Below are 17,988 nucleotides of genomic sequence, written 5' to 3' on the forward strand. Positions count from 1 at the left end.
GCGCCTCGCCCGACGGCCGTTGCCGGGCCGCATGCCGGGGCAGCGGCCATGATTACCCGCGATCCAGGCCGGCGTCGCGCGCGGCCGCCTTCAGCGCGCTCAGCCCCATTGACTGATAGGTCAGCGGCGCATGACGCCTGGGGTCCTGTTCCGCCTCGATCACCAGCCAGCCGTCATAGCCTGCCTCGGCCAGAATGCGCAGCAGCGGCACAAAGTCGATCTCGCCCTCGGGATCGCCGGGCACGGTAAAGGCACCGGCCAGAACCCCGTGCAGGAATGACAGCCGCTGTGTCCGCACCCGATCGGTCACCGGGCGGCGGATGTTCTTGGCATGGAAATGCGCCACCCGGCCCGCATGTCGGCGCAGCACCGCCTGCGGATCACCGCCGCCAAAGGCGCAATGCCCGGCATCGAACAGCAGATGCGTATGCGGCCCGGTCGCAGCCATCAGGGCGTCGATATCCTGCGGGCTTTCGACCACGGTTCCCATGTGGTGATGATAGGCCAGCCGCATCCCCTGCGTCGCCAGATAGGCCGCGAAGGCCTCGATCTTTGCGCCAAAGGCGGTCATCCCGGCCGGTGTCAGCACCGGCCGGTCGTTCACCGCCACATTCGGATCGCCATGTACCGTATTCGAGCATTCGCAGGTGATGCAGACGGTGCAGTCATTGGCCTTCAGCCGCGCCAGATGCGGCTGCACCGCGTCGATCTCGGCCTCGACGGTCCGGGTCAGCAGGGCCGTCGAATACCAGCCCGAGATGAAGCGCAGACCATATTCGCCCAGCAATTGCCTCAGTGCCTGGGGATCCTGCGGCCAGCGATGGCCGTTTTCGATCCCGTCAAAGCCGATCAACCGGCCGGCCTCGTGCAGGATCTGGCGGGTCGGGATATGGGCGCCGATGGTCTGGTCGTCGTCATTGGCCCAGGCAATCGGGTTGGTGCCATACAGGATCACGGAATATCCTCCTGGCTTTGCGACGGTGGCCGGATGCGCGGCGGGGCCCTCGATGCTGCCCGGCGCCACCATAACGCGCTTGTCAGCCGGCACGACGGAAAAGGGAATGTGCGGTGCGCGGGCGATGATGGCTTTCGATCAGGCCTGATGTGGTGCCGTTGCCCTCGACCGCCCAGCATAGGTCGCGCGCGACGGCCCGGCCGCACCCAGCACCTTGTGCGCCTTCCTGGTTAGGCCTGTCCCGCCACCTTAAATGCAGAGGAGGAAACCCATGACGTTCAGAAAGCTGATGCGGAATACCGCGCTGGCCGGGATCATCATCGCCGGTTGCCCCGCCGGCACCATGGCCGAGGGCGCCAGGATCGCGATTGTCGGCGGCAAGGCGGACGATCCGTTCTTTGCCAAGGTCAAGCGTGGTGTCGACGATGCCGGCCAGCTGGTTACGGCGCGCGGCGGCTCGGTCAATTATCCGGCCTTGCAAAGCTGTGACAATCTGGGGCCCGACGCGGCCGAGCTGATCCGCACGGCGGTCAGCCAGAATGTCGACGGCATCGCCGCACCGAACTGGGTGCCAGAGGCGCAGGATCAGGCGTTGCAGGCCGCGCGTGACGCCGGCATCCCTGTCCTGCTTTGCAATGCGGGCGGTACCGAGAAGGCGCAGGAACTGGGCGCGATCAACTATGTCGGAACCAAGGATTACTCCGCTGGTCTGGCCGCAGGTGAGTATGCCTCGCGGAACGGTGCGAAGAACGTGCTCTGCGTAAACACCTTTCCCGAAGCCGCCAATCTGGAGGCGCGCTGCAAGGGCATCATCGACGCCGCAACCGAAAATGGCGCGGCGGCCAGGCAATTGCCGCTGCCGGCAAGCAGCTTTGGCGACCCGACGGCGGTGTCCGAGGCCATCAAGGCAACCTTGCTGCAAGATGACAGCATCGACGCGGTCATCACACAGGGCAGCCAGCATGCCAACAGCGGCGCCTCGGCGATCGCGCAGTCGGGCGCGGCCGAACGGGTGATGCTGGGGACGTTCAACCTTGACGGTGCCAGCCTGTACCGGATCAAGGATGGCACGCAGGCCTTCGCGGTGGATCAGCTGGGCTATATGCAGGGTTATCTGGCTGTGTTTCTGCTGGATTCCTATGTCAATTACGCGATGGATCCGCCCAGCAAGCCGATCCTGACCGGGCCGGTCATCGTCGATGCCGCGAATATCGACGCGACCATTGCCGGCGTCGATGCGGGTGCCTGCTGACGGCAGGCCCGGCCGCTTTCCGCCGCGCGGGGGGCGCTGCCTTGCGCCCCTTTTCGTCCCCCTGTCCGGGGCCGTGCGACGGTGCAGACGATCGGCCAATCCGGTGCTACCATCCCCCGACAGTGGGGCAGCGGATCAGGGGAATCTGCTCGTCCCGCATCGTGCAAGGCTGGGCTGATGCGCAAAGCCCGATGGGGAGGAAAGACCAGGATGGACCAGACAAGGATCGCCGAGCAAACCAGCGAGTTCGCCCAGCTGATGCAGCGCGCGCAAAATCTGGCGCAGCGCAGCGGCGCGGCGGCCATGGCCAAGGCGACGGGACGCGAGTTCTCGGTTCTCGACGCCGGGACCGTGGCGCAGGCCTATGCCCGTGCGGGTGTGCAACTGGCGGGTGATCCCTTTGCGCTGGCGCGGTTCCAGATGGACCTGTGGGCCGACAGCGCGCAGGCCTGGATCGGCGCCTGGTCGGGGCAGGGCGAAGGCAGCAAGGACCGGCGCTTTCGCGATGATCGTTGGGATGGCGATCCGGTCAGCCGTGGCCTGCGCGATGTGCATCTGGCCATCGAGAATGCCGCCGACCGGTTGATCGAGACCTTGCCGCAGGACAGCAAGGACAGTCTGCGCGTCGGCTTCTATACCCGCCAATTGCTTAGTGCGCTGTCGCCCAGCAACTATCTGGCGCTGAACCCCGCAGCGCGTCAGCGGTTTCTGGAAACCGAGGGCCGCAGCCTGCTGGACGGCTTTGGCAACCTGCTGGACGATCTGGAACGTGGCGACGGGCGGCTGGACATCAACATGACCGACCGTCAGGCGTTCGAGGTCGGGCGCGATCTGGCCACGACGCCGGGGCAGGTGATCTGGCAGAACGATCTGATGCAGCTTATCCATTATGCGCCGCTGACCAAGACCCAGTTCAAGCGCCCGCTGCTGTTCGTGCCGCCGTGGATCAACAAATTCTACATCTTCGACATGAAGCCGGATAACAGCCTTGTCCGCTTCATGCTGGAACAGGGGCACAGCGTCTTTTTGATTTCCTGGGTCAATCCGACCCAGCAGCATGCCGAGCTGAGCTTCGAGGATTACATGCGCCTTGGTCCGCTGGAGGCGCTGGACAAGATCCACGACGCGACGGGCGAGAATGAATTCGACATTCTGGGTTTCTGCATCGGCGGCATTCTTGTGACGGCGACGCTGGCCTATATGGCGGCCAAGGGTGACGAGCGTGTCAAGACCGCGACGACGCTGGCCACGATGGTTGATTTCACCGATGTGGGCGAGATCGGCGTTTTCATCGACCGCGACCGGCTGAAGGTGCTGCGCGAACACATGGCCGAAAAGGGCTATCTGGAAAACCATCACTTACAGGACATGTTCTCGATGATCCGCGAGAATGACCTGATCTGGTCTTTCCATGTGATGAACTATCTGATGGGCCGCAAGCCGCCGGCCTTCGATCTGCTTTACTGGAACGGCGACAGCACCCGGCTGCCTGCGGCCATGCTGCTGTGGTATCTGGAGAAGATCTATATCGAGAACGGGCTGCGCAAGCCGGGCCACCTGAAGATGGACGGCGTGCCCATCGACATCGGCAAGATCAAGATTCCCTTCTATGTGCTTGCCACGAAAGAGGACCACATCGCCCCCTGGCCCTCGATCTATCCGACGGTGGGATTGCTGGGCGGGGAAACCAGCTTTGTTCTGGGTGGTTCCGGCCATATCGCCGGGGTGATCAATCCGCCTGCGAAACGGCCGAAATACGGCTTCTGGACCGGCCAGCGCTATCCCGAAACGCCGCAGGACTGGCTGGCCGGTGCCGATAAGCACGAGGGGTCATGGTGGCCGCATTGGGCGGATTGGATCGCGGCCCGCAGTCCGGGCAAGAAGGTGCCCGCCTATGATCCGGCCAAGGGCGGTCTGCCCGTGATCGAGCCCGCACCGGGCAGCTATGTCAGGGCCAGTTAAGGCGCGCGTCGATCAGGTGATGACAGGATGAAAGGCAAGGCGGCGCGGTGCCCGGCAGGCATTGCGCCGTCCTGCCCCGATCGCGCGCCGATGGGTTGGCCTTGTGGCGCGGGCGTCACGGCATCAGCGACCGCCCCGGCCAGCTGCCATCCGACAATGCCGTGCGAACCGACTGGATGACCAGGTCGCGGATCGCGTTCTCGGCCTGCGTCTTGGCGGTGTCGGCGGGGCTTATCAGGAACAGCCCGCGTTTCAGCACCGGATCGACGATCTGGCGGGCGTGAAGGTTTCCGCTGGCAAGCTCGTCCCGAACAGTTGCCCGCGCCAGAATGCTGCACCCAAAGCCCGCGCGCATCGCCTTGACGATGGCGGTCAGCGAATCCAGTTCCAGATGCGGGCTGGGCTCGATCTGGCGGCGCAACAGATGGCTGTTGATGATCGCGCGCGAGGCGCGGACGGTGTTCAGCCCGATGACCTTGCCGCGCGGGATCCGGGCAAAGGCAATCGGGCCGTCTTCCGCGCCGATGATGTCGCGCGTGCCGATCAGATACATCTGTTCCTCAAGCAGCGGCAGGGTGGAAAAGCGGCTGTCATCGGGCGGGTTATAGCCGACGACCATATCCAGCTCGCCCCGTTCCAGCCGCGCGATCAATTGGCCGCTTCCGCCCTCGGTCATGTTCAGAAACACACCCGGAAGGTCAGAAATGCATCGCTGCATGATCGGAAAGGACAGCAGCCCGATTGCCGTGTGGCACAGGCCCAGCCTGATCGGCCCGGATGCCGTTTCGGTAAAGCCGCGCACATCCGCCTCGGCCTTGTCCAGCGAGGCGATGATGGCGGCGGCATGCTGATACAGCCGCTCGCCCGCCGCGGTCAGCGCGACACCGCGCGGCTTGCGGTCGAACAGTTTCACGCCCAGCAGCACCTCAAGTTCGGCGACATGATGGCTTAGCGCGGATTGGGCCACGCCCAGATCCTCGGCGGCATGGGCCATCACCCCCGATTTCGCGATCTGTGCGAAATAACGCAGCTGACGCAGGCTGAGCGGCATGGTGATCCATCCAGAGTTACAAAAATCAGAATGCTATCTTTAGAAAGTTCTATTTGTAAGAACCATGCCCCTGCAACAGGATATTCCCACAGATCAGGGAGGATCGGATGCCAGCATCATTGCCGCTTGAGGGGTTTCGCGTCGTTGAGATGAGCCACATGATCATGGGGCCGGCCTGCGGCATGTTCCTGGCCTTTCTGGGCGCCGAGGTGATCAAGGTCGAGCCGCCCGAAGGCGACAAGACGCGCAATCTGACCGGCATGGGCTCGGGTTTTTTCCCGACCTTCAACCGGGGCAAGAAATCCGTCGTTCTGGATATCAAATCCGATCAGGGCCGTGCCGATCTGGAACGTCTGCTGACCACCGCCGATGCCTTTGTCGAGAATTTCCGCGAAGAAAGCCTGCGCAAGATGGGGCTGGACCCGGACAGTCTGCGCGCCCGCTTTCCCCGGCTGATCGTGGCGTCCTGCAAGGGGTTTCTGAAGGGGCCTTATGAAAATCGCGCCGCCATGGACGAGCTTGTCCAGATGATGACCGGCATGGCCTATATGACCGGCCCGACCGGGCGCCCGCTGCGGATCGGGTCATCGGCCAACGACATCATGGGCGGGTTGTTCGCGGCGTTCGGCGTTCTGGGCGAGGTGATCGGCCGGCAAAAGACCGGCGAAGGCGCGGTGGTTCGCGCCGGTCTGTTCGAGAACTGCCTGCTGCTGGTCGCGCAGCATATGGTGCAATTCGATATCGAGGGCACCGAAAGCCCGCCCATGCCCGAACGGGTCTTTTCCTGGCCCGTCTATGACATTTTCCAGACCGCCGGGGGACGACAGGTTTTCGTCGGTGCCGTGACCGAAACGCAATGGACAGCACTTTGCGGGGTTCTCGCGCTGGATGACCTGCTGGCCGATCCGCGGCTTCAGACGCGCCCGCAACAGATCGAGGCGCGCGACTGGACCCTGCCGATCATTGCCGATGCGATCGGGGGCCGGGACTATCGCGAATTTCTGGCGGCTTGCGAGGCGGCCTCGGTCCTGTGTTCGCCCATCGCGCGTCCGGCCGAGATGTATGACGACCCCCATGTGCTGCGTCCGGGGGGGCTGTTGATGTCGCATTACGGCGATGGCAAGGTGCTGCGCGCACCGGGGCTGCCCTATTCGGTGGATGGCGTTTCACCGCATCCCCGGAACGTCGATCTGCCAGCGATCGGCCAGCACACGGACGAGGTTCTGGCTGCCCTGCCCAGGATGGAAAGGGCCTGAGATGAGCAAGCTGACCGATATCTACGCACCGGGCCGGCCGATCCTGCGCGAGGTTGGTTTGCGCGACGGGTTGCAGCTGACCAGGACCTATCCCTCTACCACGGCAAAGGCGGACTGGATCCGCCGCGAATATGCGGCCGGGATACGGCATTTCGAGGTGGGGTCGTTCCTGCCGGCCAGCCGCTATCCTCAATTCGCCGATATTCGCCAGATGACCGATCTGGTGAACGATCTGGGCGGGGCATGGTCGCTTGGGCTGGCGCTGAACCAGCGGGGCGCAAGCGATGCGCTGCAAGCCGGTCTGTCCGAGTTGACGGTGGTGCTGTCGGCTACCGAACAGCACAATTTGGCCAATGCCAGGCGGTCACGCGAACAATCGCTGGCCGAGATCGAAAATGCCGTAAGGATGCGCGACGAGGCCGGGTCGGACACGCTGATCAATGTCGGTATCGCGATGGCTTTCGGTTGTTCGCTGTCTGGCTGGGTCGATCCGGCCGAGGTCGAAAGGCTGGTTCAGCGCTGTCTGGATATCGGTGTCGATCTGGTCGGTGTTGCCGATACCGTCGGATATGCCGGCCCGCGCCAGATCGCCGCGCTTTGCAGCCGGCTGACCTCGGCACTGGGCGACCGCCCCTATGTGGTTCATCTGCATGACACACGGGGCATGGGCATCGCCAACGCCATGGCCGCCTTGCAGGCCGGGGCGCGAATTTTCGACGCCTCGCTGGCCGGGCTGGGGGGCTGTCCCTTTGCCCCCGGCGCGACCGGCAATGTGGTGATGGAGGATCTGGTCTATCTGATGGAAACATCGGGTTTCCCGACCGGCGTGGATCTGGACGCCCTGATCCCCATTCGCGACATCCTGGCACAGGCGATGCCGGAGGAAACACTGCACGGAACCCTGGCGCAGGCAGGCGCGCCCGCCGGCCTGAACTGGCGCGCGGCGGCGGCCTGAGCGCCACAGCAACATCATCGCATCGGGATCTTTGGGAGGAGACCTATGAAAACCCGCATCTTTCTGACCACGACCGCCTTTTGCATTGCGGCGCTGCCCGCCCTTGCCGCAACCGAAATGCGGTGCAGCCATCAGCTGCCGCCTCAGCACGAGGTTGCAAAGGTGATCGACAGATGGGCGGCCGAGGTCGAGACCCTGTCAGGAGGGGAGTTGGACGTGGTGCTTTTTGGCGCGAATGCCCTGGCAAAGCCCGAAGAGAATATTCCCGCCGTCGCCAAGGGCAGCTTTGAATGCGCGTTCTCGGTCAATTTCCAATGGGGCAAGACCCTGCCGGCGATGAACGTGACCCTGCGGCCCTATGCCTTCGGTGATGTCGAGATGTGGCGTGCATGGCCCGAATCCGAACCCGCGGCCTTTCTGGACGGGCTGATGGCGCAAAAGGGGCTTCATAACGTCGCCTGGCTGTTTCAGAACCGGGTGAATGTCTTCACCTCCAGCGACAGCCCGCTGATCGCGCCTGCCGATTTCAGGGGCGTCAAGATCCGCGGCCTGAACCCGGCCTTTGACAGCGGATTGACCGCGCTTGGTGCTGCGACCAGCTCGATGCCCGGATCCGAGGTTTATCAGGCGCTGGCGACCGGTGTGATTGACGCCGGCCTGACCGATATCGCCGCTGCCTATGCCCGGAAATACTATGAGGTGCAGAAATACATGGTCACGACGCCGGTGATTTCGGTCTTTTTCAACGGCTATGTGAATGGCAGGTTCTATGACGGCCTCAGCGATACCTCCAAGGCGGCGCTGGACCAGGCCGGCAAGTCTGCCGCGCAATGGGCCATCGACACCGCATTGGAAAACGAGGCGCTGATGCCCGACATGCTGCGCGCCGAAGGGGTCGAGCTGCATGTCAGCACGGCCGAGGAAGACGAGGCACTGAAGGCGATCATGCAGCCTGCTTTCGACGCGGCCTTCATCGCCGAGGGCGGCGAGGACGTGCAGAAGCTGCTGCAACTTGTCGATGGAATGGGCCAGTGACGCAGGCCTATCCCTCGCATAAGGCCGGTGGTGCCATGGCCCGCGCCCTGACCGGAACCCTGCGTGCGGCCGAGGGGCTGACCCATGCGGTCGCGGCGCTTGCGGCGGTGCTGGTGGTCATCGGTTTCGTCGCGGTTCTGGTCGCGGTGTTCTATCGCTATGTGCTGGGCACGCCGCTGAATGGCGTGGATGAGCTGACCGGCTATCTGGTCGTCGGACAACTGTGCTGTGGCTTGGGCTGCGCGCTGCTGATGCAGCGTCATATCGGCGTCGACATCCTGACGACTTCGGCCGGGCCCGGCAGCCGCCGCGCGCTGGCGATCTGGTCGGATTTCAGCGTTCTGGTCTGTGCCGGCCTGTTCACATGGTCGGCCTGGCATACGGTGATCTTCAACCGCGATTTTGGCACCTATTCGACCGGCCCGCTGGAGATCCAGATCTGGATCGCGCAGGCGCCGATGGTTCTGGGCGGAGTGGTGCTGGGCATCGCCGCGATCATCCGCATCCTGCGCGGCCTGACGGGGGAACAGCCATGACCGGCATTATCATCATCGCGATCCTTCTGGTGCTGTTGCTGTCGGGCATCCCGATCTTTGTGGCGCTGATGCTGACCGGATCGGCCATCCTGCTTTGGGCCGAGGGCTCGGTCGAAAGCATGGCTGACACGGTGTTCTCGCATCTCAATTCGCCGGTCCTGCTGACCATTCCGCTGTTCATCCTGATGGCGCAGTTGATGATCCGGTCCGGCGCGGTCGATGATCTGTTCGAGATGGCCAATACGCTGGTGGGCCATGTAAAGGGCGGCATCGGTGTGGCAACGATCCTCAGCTGCACGATCTTTGCGGCGATTTCGGGTTCGTCCGTGGCGACGGCGGTGTCGATCGGCCAGACGGCCATTCCGCAGATGAAGAAATTCGGCTTCCCCGAACGCAGCGCGCTTGGCCTGGTTGCCGCCGGGGGCACGCTGGGGATCCTGATCCCGCCTTCGGGGCCGATGATCCTTTATGCCGTGGTCGCCAATGCCTCGATCGGCGCGCTGTTTCTGGCGGGCATCATTCCGGGGCTGCTACTGGCACTGATCTTTGCCGTGTACTGCCTGATGAGCGCCCGGCGAGACGAGCGCATCGAAAGCGCGCCTTTCCCCGGTTGGGGCGCGGTGCTGCGGGCGATGAACAAGTCGATCTGGGCGCTGATGATGCCACCTGTCGTCATGGGCGGCATCTATTTCGGCATCTTCACCGCGACCGAGGCTGCCGCTGTCGGCTGTTTTTATGCGCTGCTGGTGGGGTTGCTGGTCTATCGCAATCTGGGCCTGCGGGTCATCGCGGACTGCCTGAAGGACACGGTGCTGACCTCGCTGATGGTCTTTGCCATCATCGCTGGCGCGGCGGTGTTTGGGAACGCGATCACCATCATCCGCTTGCCCAATGCGATTTCGGAATGGATCGTGGCGCTGAACCTGACGCCGCTGATGTTCATGCTGATCGTCATGGCGATGATCTTCGTCATGGGAATGTTTCTGGAAAGCATCGCCATCATCCTGATCACAACGCCGATCCTGCTGCCCTCGATGCATGCGCTTGGGATCGACCCGATCTGGTATGGCGTCCTGCTTATGATCAATCTGGAACTGGCGATGATCACGCCGCCGGTGGGCATGAACCTGTTTGTCATCAAGGGTATCACCCAAAGCCCGCTTTCGGTGGTGATCCGTGGCGCGGCGCCGTTCGTCTTGCTGATGATCGGCGGGATGTTGGCCATCATGGCCGTTCCGGGCCTTGCCACCTGGCTGCCGCAAATGGCCGGGTTCCGGTTCTGATCGGCGCCCGCCGCGCCGGGGCTTTACCACGGGGTCATTATCCTGATGCTGGGGATCACGAACCGCAACGGGCAGGAGCCGCAGATGCCGCGCATGACCACGGGCGAGATCATCGCCAGATCGCTGACCGTCAATGGTGTGGATACCGTTTTCGGGATACCAGGCGCGCATATGTATGACTTCAACGATGCGCTGGCCCGTGAAAGCGGCATCCGCTTCATCCATACGCGCCACGAACAGGGCGCGGGTTATATGGCCTATGGCTATGCCAAATCGACGGGGCGGGTGGGGGCCTATACGGTCGTGCCGGGGCCGGGGCTGCTGAACTCGGGCGCGGCGCTGTGCACGGCTTATGGTGGCAATGCGCCGGTCATTTGCGTGACCGGGGACATCATGTCCCACCTGATCGGGCAGGGCAGGGGGCAATTGCATGAACTGCCCGACCATCTGGCGACGCTGCGGGGGCTGACGAAATGGGCCGACCGGATCGACCATCCGACCGAGGCGGCCGCCAAGATGGACGAAGCCTTTCGCCAGATGCTGTCGGGACGCCAGCGCCCGGTGGGGATCGAGGCGCCCTGGGACGTGTTCGGCATGTCGGCCGAGGTGGCGCCGCCTGAACCGGCCCGGCCCCTGCCAGCGCCCGAACCCGATCCCGATCAGGTCGCGGCGGCGGTGGACATGATCCGGGCGGCCAGAAATCCGCTGATCATGGTCGGGTCCGGCGCGATCGGGGCCGAGGGTCAGCTGGCGGCGCTGGCCCGCCAGCTTCAGGCACCGGTAAGCGCGCACCGCTCGGGCAAGGGGGTTCTGCCCGATGACGATCCGCTGGCCCTGCTGCCACCGGCGGCTTGGCGATACTGGCAGGATTGCGACCTGCTGATCGGCATCGGGTCCCGGCTGGAACTGCAATATTTCCGCTGGCGCTGGATGCCGCCGGGGCTGAAGGTGCTGCGCCTTGACATCGACCCGACCGAGATGGTGCGGCTGAAACCCGATCTGGGTCTGGTGACGGATGCGACCCTTGGCCTGACGGCACTGTTGCAGCATCTGGCCAACGACCCGCCGCGACCTTCGCGCGAAACGCAGCTGGCGGCGCTGCGGGCGGCGGCCGATGCCGACCTGCGTGGCGTTCAGCCGGCCGAAAGCTATCTGCGCGTCATCCGCGACCTGCTGCCCCGCGACGGGTTTTTCGTGGAAGAGGTCAGCCAGGTGGGCTTTACCGCGCGCATGTGCTTTCCCGTCTACGGACCCCGGCAATATGTGACCTGCGCCTATCAGGACAATCTGGGCTTTGGTTTCAACACCGCGCTTGGCGTGAAGATCGGCAATCCCGACAAGAAGGTGATCTCGGTTTCAGGGGATGGCGGCTTCATGTTCGGTGTGCAGGAACTGGCCACGGCCAAGCAGTTCAACATCGCGGTGATCGCCATCGTCTTTAACAACTCGGCCTATGGCAATGTCCGGCGGGACCAGCAGATGCAATATGACAGCCGGCTGCTGGGGGCTGATCTGGAAAACCCCGATTTCGTCGCCCTGGCGCGGGCCTTTGGCCTGCGCGCCAGCCGCGCCGAGGGGCCGCAGCAGCTGCGTGCCGTGCTGGCCGAGGCGTTGCAGGCCGACGAGCCGGTGGTGATCGAGGTGCCGGTGCCGCGCGGCGCTGACAGCTCTCCCTGGCCCTTTATCCACCCTGCGCCAATGGCCGGCTGATGTCCCGGCATCGCCGCGCCTATTCGTAATAGACCAGCCGGCCGATCGTGTTCCCCGGCCCGTCGGGGCCGTTGCAGTTCATCTCGTACAGGTTGTCGTTCTGGATCAGCTCGGCCCCGTCGATAAAGATGTCGACCTTGTTCGATTGCGGCCGGCACCAGCCCAGGTTCACGCCGGATTTGACGCCGCCCATCTTGCCCGGCTCGTTTCCGGTGACCTTGTTGGTGCGGGCGTTCATGTTGAAGGCCTTCAGCCCGGTCAGCTGGATGCTGCTGACGGTCCGTTCCGACCAGTCCAGCCGCGAGATGATCATATAGGGGATCGGCACGGCCGAACCGCCCACCTGGGTCTTGCAGACATCGGGGGCCAGGCAGACGATGGTGGCATTCTTGCCGGAATGACGTGCGGCGGATTGCATCTTTTCAACCTCTTACGATCTCGGCGGGGAAAAAGGCGTCGCGGTCGGCCACCAGCGCCCGCCACAGCATCGTGACGGTGGCGTGGCCCTGGTCGATCGTCGCGACGTCGATATCCACCGTGTCCAGCACCATGGGGATCGCGTCGCCGGTCGGGTGCGATTGCAAGGCAAGACCGACCTTGGGCAAGGCCAGCGTCAGCGTTTCATGCAGATGCGAGACGCCGCGCAGCAGCAGGGTCTCGTCTCCTTGCAGATGCGGCGCGATCTGCAAGCGCAGCGGAGCGGCGTTCCAGAAGCCAAGATCATAGTCCAACGGCATGCGCGGATGGCGGTTGCGTTCCCAGGCCGCGTCAAAGGTGCCCGCACTGGCCCGGCGCGGCAGCCAGCCCTTTGCCAGTGGCATCGTGCCATGCACGGCCATGGGCGTGAAGGGTTGGGCGGCCGCGAACTCTGCCAGCAGCCCGATCTGCGGCGCGGGCCAGCCATCCAGATCCCGCGCGGCAACCTCGGTCATGAAGCCCTGCCCGGCGGGGTTCTGATCAAAGAACACCACCTGATCGCCCTGCCTGGTGGAACCGCCATAGGCCAGCGCATAGGTCAGCGGCACCTCGGTCGCCAGTTCGGGCTGGCCAAGCTGCCAGCGCGAACCGGTTTTGTGCCAGCGCGACGGCCCGCGCACATGAAAGCCATAGGACAGCCGGTCAGGAATGCTGATCGAAACCGGCCAGTCACGCCGGGCCGCATTGTCAAAGCTGCGGGCGCTGCCCCGGATCGTCAGGTCTGTTCTTGGCTTGAACGGCGCGATGTCCTGTTCGCGCGACAATGCGCTGGTGGCGGGGTCGCCCTCGAACAGATCGGCCATGTCCAGGGCGGGGGGCCGCGTTACCCGTGCGCCATCGGTCGACAGCACGAAGGCGGCCTTTGCCACCACGACGCCGACCTCGCTGTCGTCGGTGTGCCAATGCGGAAAGCTGATATGAGACAGCGGAAGCGTGGATGTCGTTTTCATCGGCCTGTTGCAATATGAGGGCGCGCCGTCACCGGCGCCGCCCCACTAAAGTTCCTCTTTGGGCGGTCGCAGGAAGGTCGAGCCGCCAATATCCATCGGGTGATAAGAGCCGGAAAGACCGCCCAATTGACTAATGCGATCAACCTCGACCTTGAAGGCGTCATAGGTCTTGCGCGCGCCAGCATACATCCGCATCAGATCGGAAAGCGGACTTATCTGGTCAATCAGCGACGCGTCGCGGGTGTCTTCGTCCAGTGCGTTCATCAGATAGCTGGCGGCCTCGGATGCGAATGTCTGAAAATCGGGGGCATTGGTCGCAAGGCCGGCAATCGCCTGAATATGCGGGAAGGTCATCCGCCCCGTTTGGTCATATTTCAGCAGGTCCAGTTCCGCAGCCTCGTCTTCGGTCGGCGCCGTTCCGGTGCCTTCGGTCTGGCCGGTCGCCACCTGATGCCGCGCGGGATCCTTGTAACGGGTCTGCGCGGCCAGCGGAAAGACAAGCGGTAGCAACTGACCATCGGGCACATCCTTGCCTTCGGCCAGTTCATAGGCGGGCACGGGCGTTCGAAAATCGAACTGCGATTCAGCCTCGCCGCCAACCGGGAAGGGACCGGGGCTGATGCCCTGCCGCAGATCGGCCACGCCAATCGCATTCGGGATCGTCACGCCCTGCCAGCGGAAGATGTCCCAGACCAGAGGGAAGCCGCCGGGGGTCTGGGCGGTTGTCAGCAACTCGCCCGAGACCTGCTTTGAGAAGATGGGAACCGACAGGCCGTCTTCGCGGGTGCTGTCCGCCTCTTGCTGGGCGGTGTTCTCGTGCAGACCGGCGGCATTGAAGATCTGGCAACCCAGCCTGATTTCGGGATAGCGCTTTCGGCAATACAGCGCCGCCGCCTGCGCCAGCCCACCGCCAAGCGAATGGCCGGTGATGTTCAGCCTGTTGCCACGGGCCTGGGCCTCGGGGATGGCGTCGTCAACCGCCTGTATGGCGGCTTTGTATTGTGCGCCAACCTTGCCCATGGCTTGCATGACATTCGCCGCCCAATCGCCATTTTCACTGTAATGCAGCGACAGATAGGCGTTGTAACGGGTCCAGATTTCGCCGCCCATCATGTCTTCGGCAAGGCGCATCAGCCGGGTGGTCGGTGGTCGCCGCGTCAGCCCGGACGCGTGCAGCACCGTCCGGGTTTCGGGGATGTCCAGTGCTTCAAGCTGCTCGGCCAGGCGCTCGGGCAACAACTCGTTGTGGTCGGTCGCGTCATTGGCGGTGTCGGGCAGCACGTCCAGTTCGGTGTGGTTCCACAGGCTTCGGATCAGCCGTGTCGGGGCCGCATTGATGTCGCGAATCGTATCGCCCACCTCGCCGATGCTTTCGCGAATCTTGGCCCAACCCGTCAGATCCTCGGTGCTTTCAGTGGCCGCCACGGCCTCTTCCCAGCCCGCGCCGAGGTGAAAGGGCCAGAAGATCGTGCCGCGCGACAGGATGCGGCCGTCGTCAAGCGTGCCCGCACCGTCACGCCGGCGCAGCAGCACTTCGGATCGCAGGCGCAGCGCCAGCGCAAGGCCGCGAAACTCTTCGTCCTGCAATTCACTGCCGCGATAGGCCAGAACCGGGGGGCAGGTCGGATTCCCCTGGGGGTCGGTCGCCAGCTTGGGCGAGACAAGCAGGCAATAGAACCCGGAATCCTGCCGGACGGTTTCGACGTCGCGGATGGTGGTGCCGTCGAAACCACCCGATGCCTCGCCGGTCTGTTGGGCGTATTCCTGTTTGTTCGTGGGCGTGGCGCCCGTCGCGGCAAGGCCGCGATCCCACTTGATGTCCCAGTGCTGATCCAGTGCGATATAGTCGGGGCGCAGGACCGGGGCGACGTTTTCAGGCGGGTTGTGATAGACGCGGATGGCGAACAGCCCGGCCTTGCGCAGGCAGGGTGTCATGTCCTGATCGCCCAGAATGATGGTGGGGTTGGTGCTGGTGCGGTTCAGGCAGCTGCAATCCTCGGCCAGGCGCAGCAGGCGTTCGGCATTGGCGCGGTGCCCGTCGCGCTGCATCCTGTTGACCTTGTCGCGCACGGTGCCGGGCGCGCCGCCATTATTCTCATCCGTCGCGGAATAGCGCCCGACGCCGCCCGCATTGATGGCCGAGTAGATCTCAAGCAACCCATGACCGGGGCGCACGCCGGTCTTTCGCAGGTATTTGGCCACCGCGCCATTCGGCCCCAGCTGGCTGTCGATGGGGTTGTTCCAGTCGACGCCAAATTCCTTTGCCTGCGGCTCGCCGAACTGGATCAGCCCGCGGTGCTGACCCCATTGCGTCGTGGGACCACGCTTGCGCGGATCGAATGATCCCGCCGTTTCATAGGAAATCGCCGTGGCCAGATCCAGCGGCGGGACCCCAAGGGCATCAGCCGTTTCGATGATGCCAACAGCGATGCGGACCCGCGGCCGTTCGCGGCATTCTGCGCAGACGCTCATTCGGCGGGCCGGGGACGCGGGGTGCGATCGGCATGGGTCCAGATCAGCGTGCCGTCAGTGATCGTCGGGCCGGTGAACTCTGGTCCCGAATGCAGCTGATCGGGCCGCAGATGCCAGCCGCCATAGGCATCCGGCGTCGGCGTTTCCAGCAGCGCCTGCAAGCGGGGCGGCGGCGCCCATCCGCTTGTTTCGATGATCGCGGCCAGAATGGTCTTGCGCCGCCACGAGGCATGCAGATCGGCCCTGCGGGTCGACCCCTGCTTGTCCAGCAGACTGCGTTCAAAGATATCATAGACGATCTGCACCTTGTCGACGGGCTGGCCAGCGAAATGCCCGGCATCGGCGATGCGGAACAACATCTCGCCCGCGACAATCCCCGAGGCGGAAAAGGCGATGGAATCATAGAAGCTGCGGGCCTTCGTGCCCTGCGGGGTCGGTGCCTGCAACCACGGATCGGCGCCGTGTTCCAACAGCATCAGCACGCCTTCCAGATTGTCGTTCTGGTGGTTCAGCGGCAGATTGCCGCTTTGATCGCGCATGAACTGCGCATTGGGGTCACCGCCGTTTTCCAGATACAGCCGCAGGAAGGGGATGCCGGGCGAATAATCGACAAAGGGCACGGCCTCTCTGCCCTGGCTCATGTCCAGCGCGTTGAACACCATGATGTTGTCGGCATAGTTCACATCGGCGCCGGCAGCGACTAGTGCCTCGGCCGCCGGAAAGTTCCGGTAAAGCAGGGTATCGTTCAGCAGATAACGCCTTTGGTTATCCGTGCCGATATAGGGCGCGTCGATGGCGGCTGTGTCCAGTGCGGCCAGATCGGCCGGGGCCGGGGGCTGACCGGCGCGGATGGCGGCCGCAACCTGTTGCAGCGCGCTGGGGGCGTCGGGATAGGCGACCTGGATTTCGGGGGTGATCGGCGTCATCGAACTGTCCTGAGAAACGGCGGCAAAGGCAATAAACGCAGCAATCGCGGCCGCCGCAGCGGTGCCAAGATATGCGATACGGGCCATGTCAGTTGACCTTCACCTTATCGGCCAGCAATTCGATCAGATCCGAGGCGACATTGAAAATCTTCTTGCCGTTCACCCTGATATTGCCGTCGCTGGTCATGGTGATCTGGGTCGGGCCGCAGGTCAGGCGGATTTCCTCATCCGCCTCGATATGGATCTGCTGCTTGGCGAACAGATCATACGAGGCCCCGACATTGATCGACTTGCGGTCGCCCACCCGTTCGGAATGCGATTCACCAATGGTCTGGACCTTGCTGCGCTCGACCGAGACGGTCAGATTGCCCTGGCCCTTGGGGCCCTCGCCCGGCCGCCCGATCTGGTTCGCGCGCGGGCCGATCCCCTCGACCAGCCGTTCGGATCCGGCGGGGCTGACGGTGCCGGCATTGGCCGGGCCGACGCGCAATTCCATATTGCCGTCGACCACCTGCATCAGATTGTTGCCGATTTCGCTGGATTTGTTGTGGCCGATGCTTTCGACCTTGTTCACATCGACGCGTTGGGTCTGATTGTTCTCGATCTTTTCGTTCCGGTCCCTTTGGGCGTGAACATAGATCTCTTCCTCGCCGCGCTTATCCTCGAAGCGCAGCTCGTTGAAGCCCTCGCCCTGATGGGTATCGGTCCTGAATGTGCTGCGGGTCTTGTGTTTGGGCAGTTCATAGGGCGTGTCGTTCTTGCCATTATAGACGCAGCCCGTGACCAGCGGCTTGTCGGGATCGCCTTCCAGAAATTCAACGACGACCTCCATCCCGATCCTCGGGATGACCATGCCGCCCCAGCCAGCCCCGGCCCAGTTCTGGCTGACCCGGCAGCGCATCGAGAAGGCCCCCGCCAGATCCCAGTGAAACCGCACCAGGATGCGCCCGAACTCGTCGCAGTCGATCTCGCCCTCGCCGACAACCACCGCCGTCTGCGGGCCCTGCACCAGCGCCGCCGGCGTTCGCCGCGGCGGCACCATCGGCGCCGTGTCCGGCATCAGCACATAGCTGCCCGTAAAGGCATAGCCGTCGCTGCCCGGACCGCCCGAGCCGTAAGCCTCGGACACGAAATGATGGCTGGCCGACAGGCACAGATAGCTGTCCCC

The 17,988-nt window shown here is 63.9% G+C and carries 15 protein-coding genes; 8 read left to right on the plus strand and 7 right to left on the minus strand.

Features of this window, described 5'->3' with window-relative positions; all coding sequences use genetic code 11:
* Positions 1-52 precede the first annotated feature (52 nt).
* Positions 53-955 carry a myo-inosose-2 dehydratase gene (gene iolE / locus FNJ84_RS16690; protein WP_143794460.1) on the minus strand — a complete coding sequence of 301 codons (903 nt, stop codon included), beginning with the start codon at positions 953-955 and terminating at the stop codon, positions 53-55.
* 271 nt (positions 956-1,226) lie between these two features.
* Between iolE and FNJ84_RS16695 the strand changes: the two genes are divergently transcribed.
* Both FNJ84_RS16695 and FNJ84_RS16700 read left to right on the plus strand, forming a co-directional pair.
* Entirely contained in the window at positions 1,227-2,207 is a 981-nt protein-coding gene (locus FNJ84_RS16695) for a substrate-binding domain-containing protein (RefSeq protein WP_221932002.1), read from the plus strand.
* 210 nt (positions 2,208-2,417) lie between these two features.
* Positions 2,418-4,169, plus strand: coding sequence for an alpha/beta hydrolase (locus FNJ84_RS16700; protein WP_185968573.1), 1,752 nt, complete (start codon positions 2,418-2,420; stop codon positions 4,167-4,169).
* A 115-nt stretch (positions 4,170-4,284) separates the two neighbouring features.
* On the opposite strand, the gene FNJ84_RS16705 is transcribed toward FNJ84_RS16700, so the two are convergent.
* Positions 4,285-5,220: a LysR family transcriptional regulator gene (locus FNJ84_RS16705; protein ID WP_143794442.1), complete on the minus strand. Its 936-nt coding sequence runs from the start codon at positions 5,218-5,220 to the stop codon at positions 4,285-4,287.
* Between the two features lie 107 nt (positions 5,221-5,327).
* Between FNJ84_RS16705 and FNJ84_RS16710 the strand changes: the two genes are divergently transcribed.
* Genes FNJ84_RS16710 through FNJ84_RS16735 form a run of 6 tightly spaced genes read left to right on the plus strand, consistent with a single transcriptional unit; the run spans position 5,328 to position 11,995 of the window.
* Complete coding sequence (locus FNJ84_RS16710; RefSeq protein WP_143794443.1) at positions 5,328-6,476, plus strand: CaiB/BaiF CoA-transferase family protein; 1,149 nt, start codon at positions 5,328-5,330, stop codon at positions 6,474-6,476.
* Position 6,477: 1 nt separating this feature from the next.
* A complete protein-coding gene (locus tag FNJ84_RS16715) occupies positions 6,478-7,431 on the plus strand; it encodes a hydroxymethylglutaryl-CoA lyase (RefSeq protein ID WP_143794444.1) in 954 nt (317 codons plus the stop codon).
* A 45-nt stretch (positions 7,432-7,476) separates the two neighbouring features.
* Positions 7,477-8,466 (plus strand): TRAP transporter substrate-binding protein DctP, encoded by a 990-nt coding sequence (gene dctP / locus FNJ84_RS16720; protein WP_143794445.1) that lies wholly within the window; start codon positions 7,477-7,479, stop codon positions 8,464-8,466.
* Complete coding sequence (locus FNJ84_RS16725; protein ID WP_143794446.1) at positions 8,463-9,002, plus strand: TRAP transporter small permease; 540 nt, start codon at positions 8,463-8,465, stop codon at positions 9,000-9,002. The genes dctP and FNJ84_RS16725 overlap by 4 nt, the downstream gene beginning before the upstream one ends.
* A complete protein-coding gene (locus FNJ84_RS16730; protein WP_143794447.1) occupies positions 8,999-10,285 on the plus strand; it encodes a TRAP transporter large permease in 1,287 nt (428 codons plus the stop codon). Before FNJ84_RS16725 ends, FNJ84_RS16730 begins: the two co-directional genes overlap by 4 nt.
* 45 nt (positions 10,286-10,330) lie before the next feature.
* Positions 10,331-11,995 (plus strand): thiamine pyrophosphate-dependent enzyme, encoded by a 1,665-nt coding sequence (locus tag FNJ84_RS16735; protein ID WP_255471262.1) that lies wholly within the window; start codon positions 10,331-10,333, stop codon positions 11,993-11,995.
* Between the two features lie 19 nt (positions 11,996-12,014).
* Here FNJ84_RS16735 and FNJ84_RS16740 read toward each other — a convergent pair whose 3' ends face one another.
* The 5 genes from FNJ84_RS16740 to FNJ84_RS22555 all read right to left on the minus strand — a co-directional run.
* On the minus strand, positions 12,015-12,413 hold the full coding sequence (locus FNJ84_RS16740) for a DUF4150 domain-containing protein (RefSeq protein ID WP_143794448.1): 399 nt from the start codon (positions 12,411-12,413) through the stop codon (positions 12,015-12,017).
* 4 nt (positions 12,414-12,417) lie between these two features.
* Positions 12,418-13,422 (minus strand): DUF2169 domain-containing protein, encoded by a 1,005-nt coding sequence (locus tag FNJ84_RS16745; RefSeq protein ID WP_143794449.1) that lies wholly within the window; start codon positions 13,420-13,422, stop codon positions 12,418-12,420.
* A 45-nt stretch (positions 13,423-13,467) separates the two neighbouring features.
* Entirely contained in the window at positions 13,468-15,894 is a 2,427-nt protein-coding gene (locus FNJ84_RS16750; protein WP_143794450.1) for a hypothetical protein, read from the minus strand.
* A complete protein-coding gene (locus FNJ84_RS16755) occupies positions 15,891-16,907 on the minus strand; it encodes a hypothetical protein (RefSeq protein ID WP_143794451.1) in 1,017 nt (338 codons plus the stop codon). Before FNJ84_RS16755 ends, FNJ84_RS16750 begins: the two co-directional genes overlap by 4 nt.
* Position 16,908: 1 nt before the next feature.
* Positions 16,909-17,988 (minus strand): type VI secretion system Vgr family protein (locus tag FNJ84_RS22555; RefSeq protein WP_143794452.1); only part of this gene is annotated, 1,080 nt, incomplete at its 5' end.

This window comes from Paracoccus sp. M683, from assembly GCF_007096355.1.
Classification (GTDB): Bacteria; Pseudomonadota; Alphaproteobacteria; order Rhodobacterales; family Rhodobacteraceae; genus Paracoccus.

Excerpts from the sequence above, each read along its gene's own strand:
- FNJ84_RS16750 (WP_143794450.1), bottom strand. The coding sequence starts at position 15,894 with ATGAGCGTCTGCGCAGAATGCCGCGAACGGCCGCGGGTCCGCATCGCT.
- FNJ84_RS16715 (WP_143794444.1), top strand. The coding sequence starts at position 6,478 with ATGAGCAAGCTGACCGATATCTACGCACCGGGCCGGCCGATCCTGCGC.
- FNJ84_RS16740 (WP_143794448.1), bottom strand. The coding sequence starts at position 12,413 with ATGCAATCCGCCGCACGTCATTCCGGCAAGAATGCCACCATCGTCTGC.
- dctP (WP_143794445.1), top strand. The coding sequence starts at position 7,477 with ATGAAAACCCGCATCTTTCTGACCACGACCGCCTTTTGCATTGCGGCG.
- FNJ84_RS16695 (WP_221932002.1), top strand. The coding sequence starts at position 1,227 with ATGACGTTCAGAAAGCTGATGCGGAATACCGCGCTGGCCGGGATCATC.
- FNJ84_RS16745 (WP_143794449.1), bottom strand. The coding sequence starts at position 13,422 with ATGAAAACGACATCCACGCTTCCGCTGTCTCATATCAGCTTTCCGCAT.
- FNJ84_RS16755 (WP_143794451.1), bottom strand. The coding sequence starts at position 16,907 with ATGGCCCGTATCGCATATCTTGGCACCGCTGCGGCGGCCGCGATTGCT.
- FNJ84_RS16705 (WP_143794442.1), bottom strand. The coding sequence starts at position 5,220 with ATGCCGCTCAGCCTGCGTCAGCTGCGTTATTTCGCACAGATCGCGAAA.
- FNJ84_RS16735 (WP_255471262.1), top strand. The coding sequence starts at position 10,331 with ATGCTGGGGATCACGAACCGCAACGGGCAGGAGCCGCAGATGCCGCGC.
- FNJ84_RS16700 (WP_185968573.1), top strand. The coding sequence starts at position 2,418 with ATGGACCAGACAAGGATCGCCGAGCAAACCAGCGAGTTCGCCCAGCTG.
- FNJ84_RS16710 (WP_143794443.1), top strand. The coding sequence starts at position 5,328 with ATGCCAGCATCATTGCCGCTTGAGGGGTTTCGCGTCGTTGAGATGAGC.
- FNJ84_RS16730 (WP_143794447.1), top strand. The coding sequence starts at position 8,999 with ATGACCGGCATTATCATCATCGCGATCCTTCTGGTGCTGTTGCTGTCG.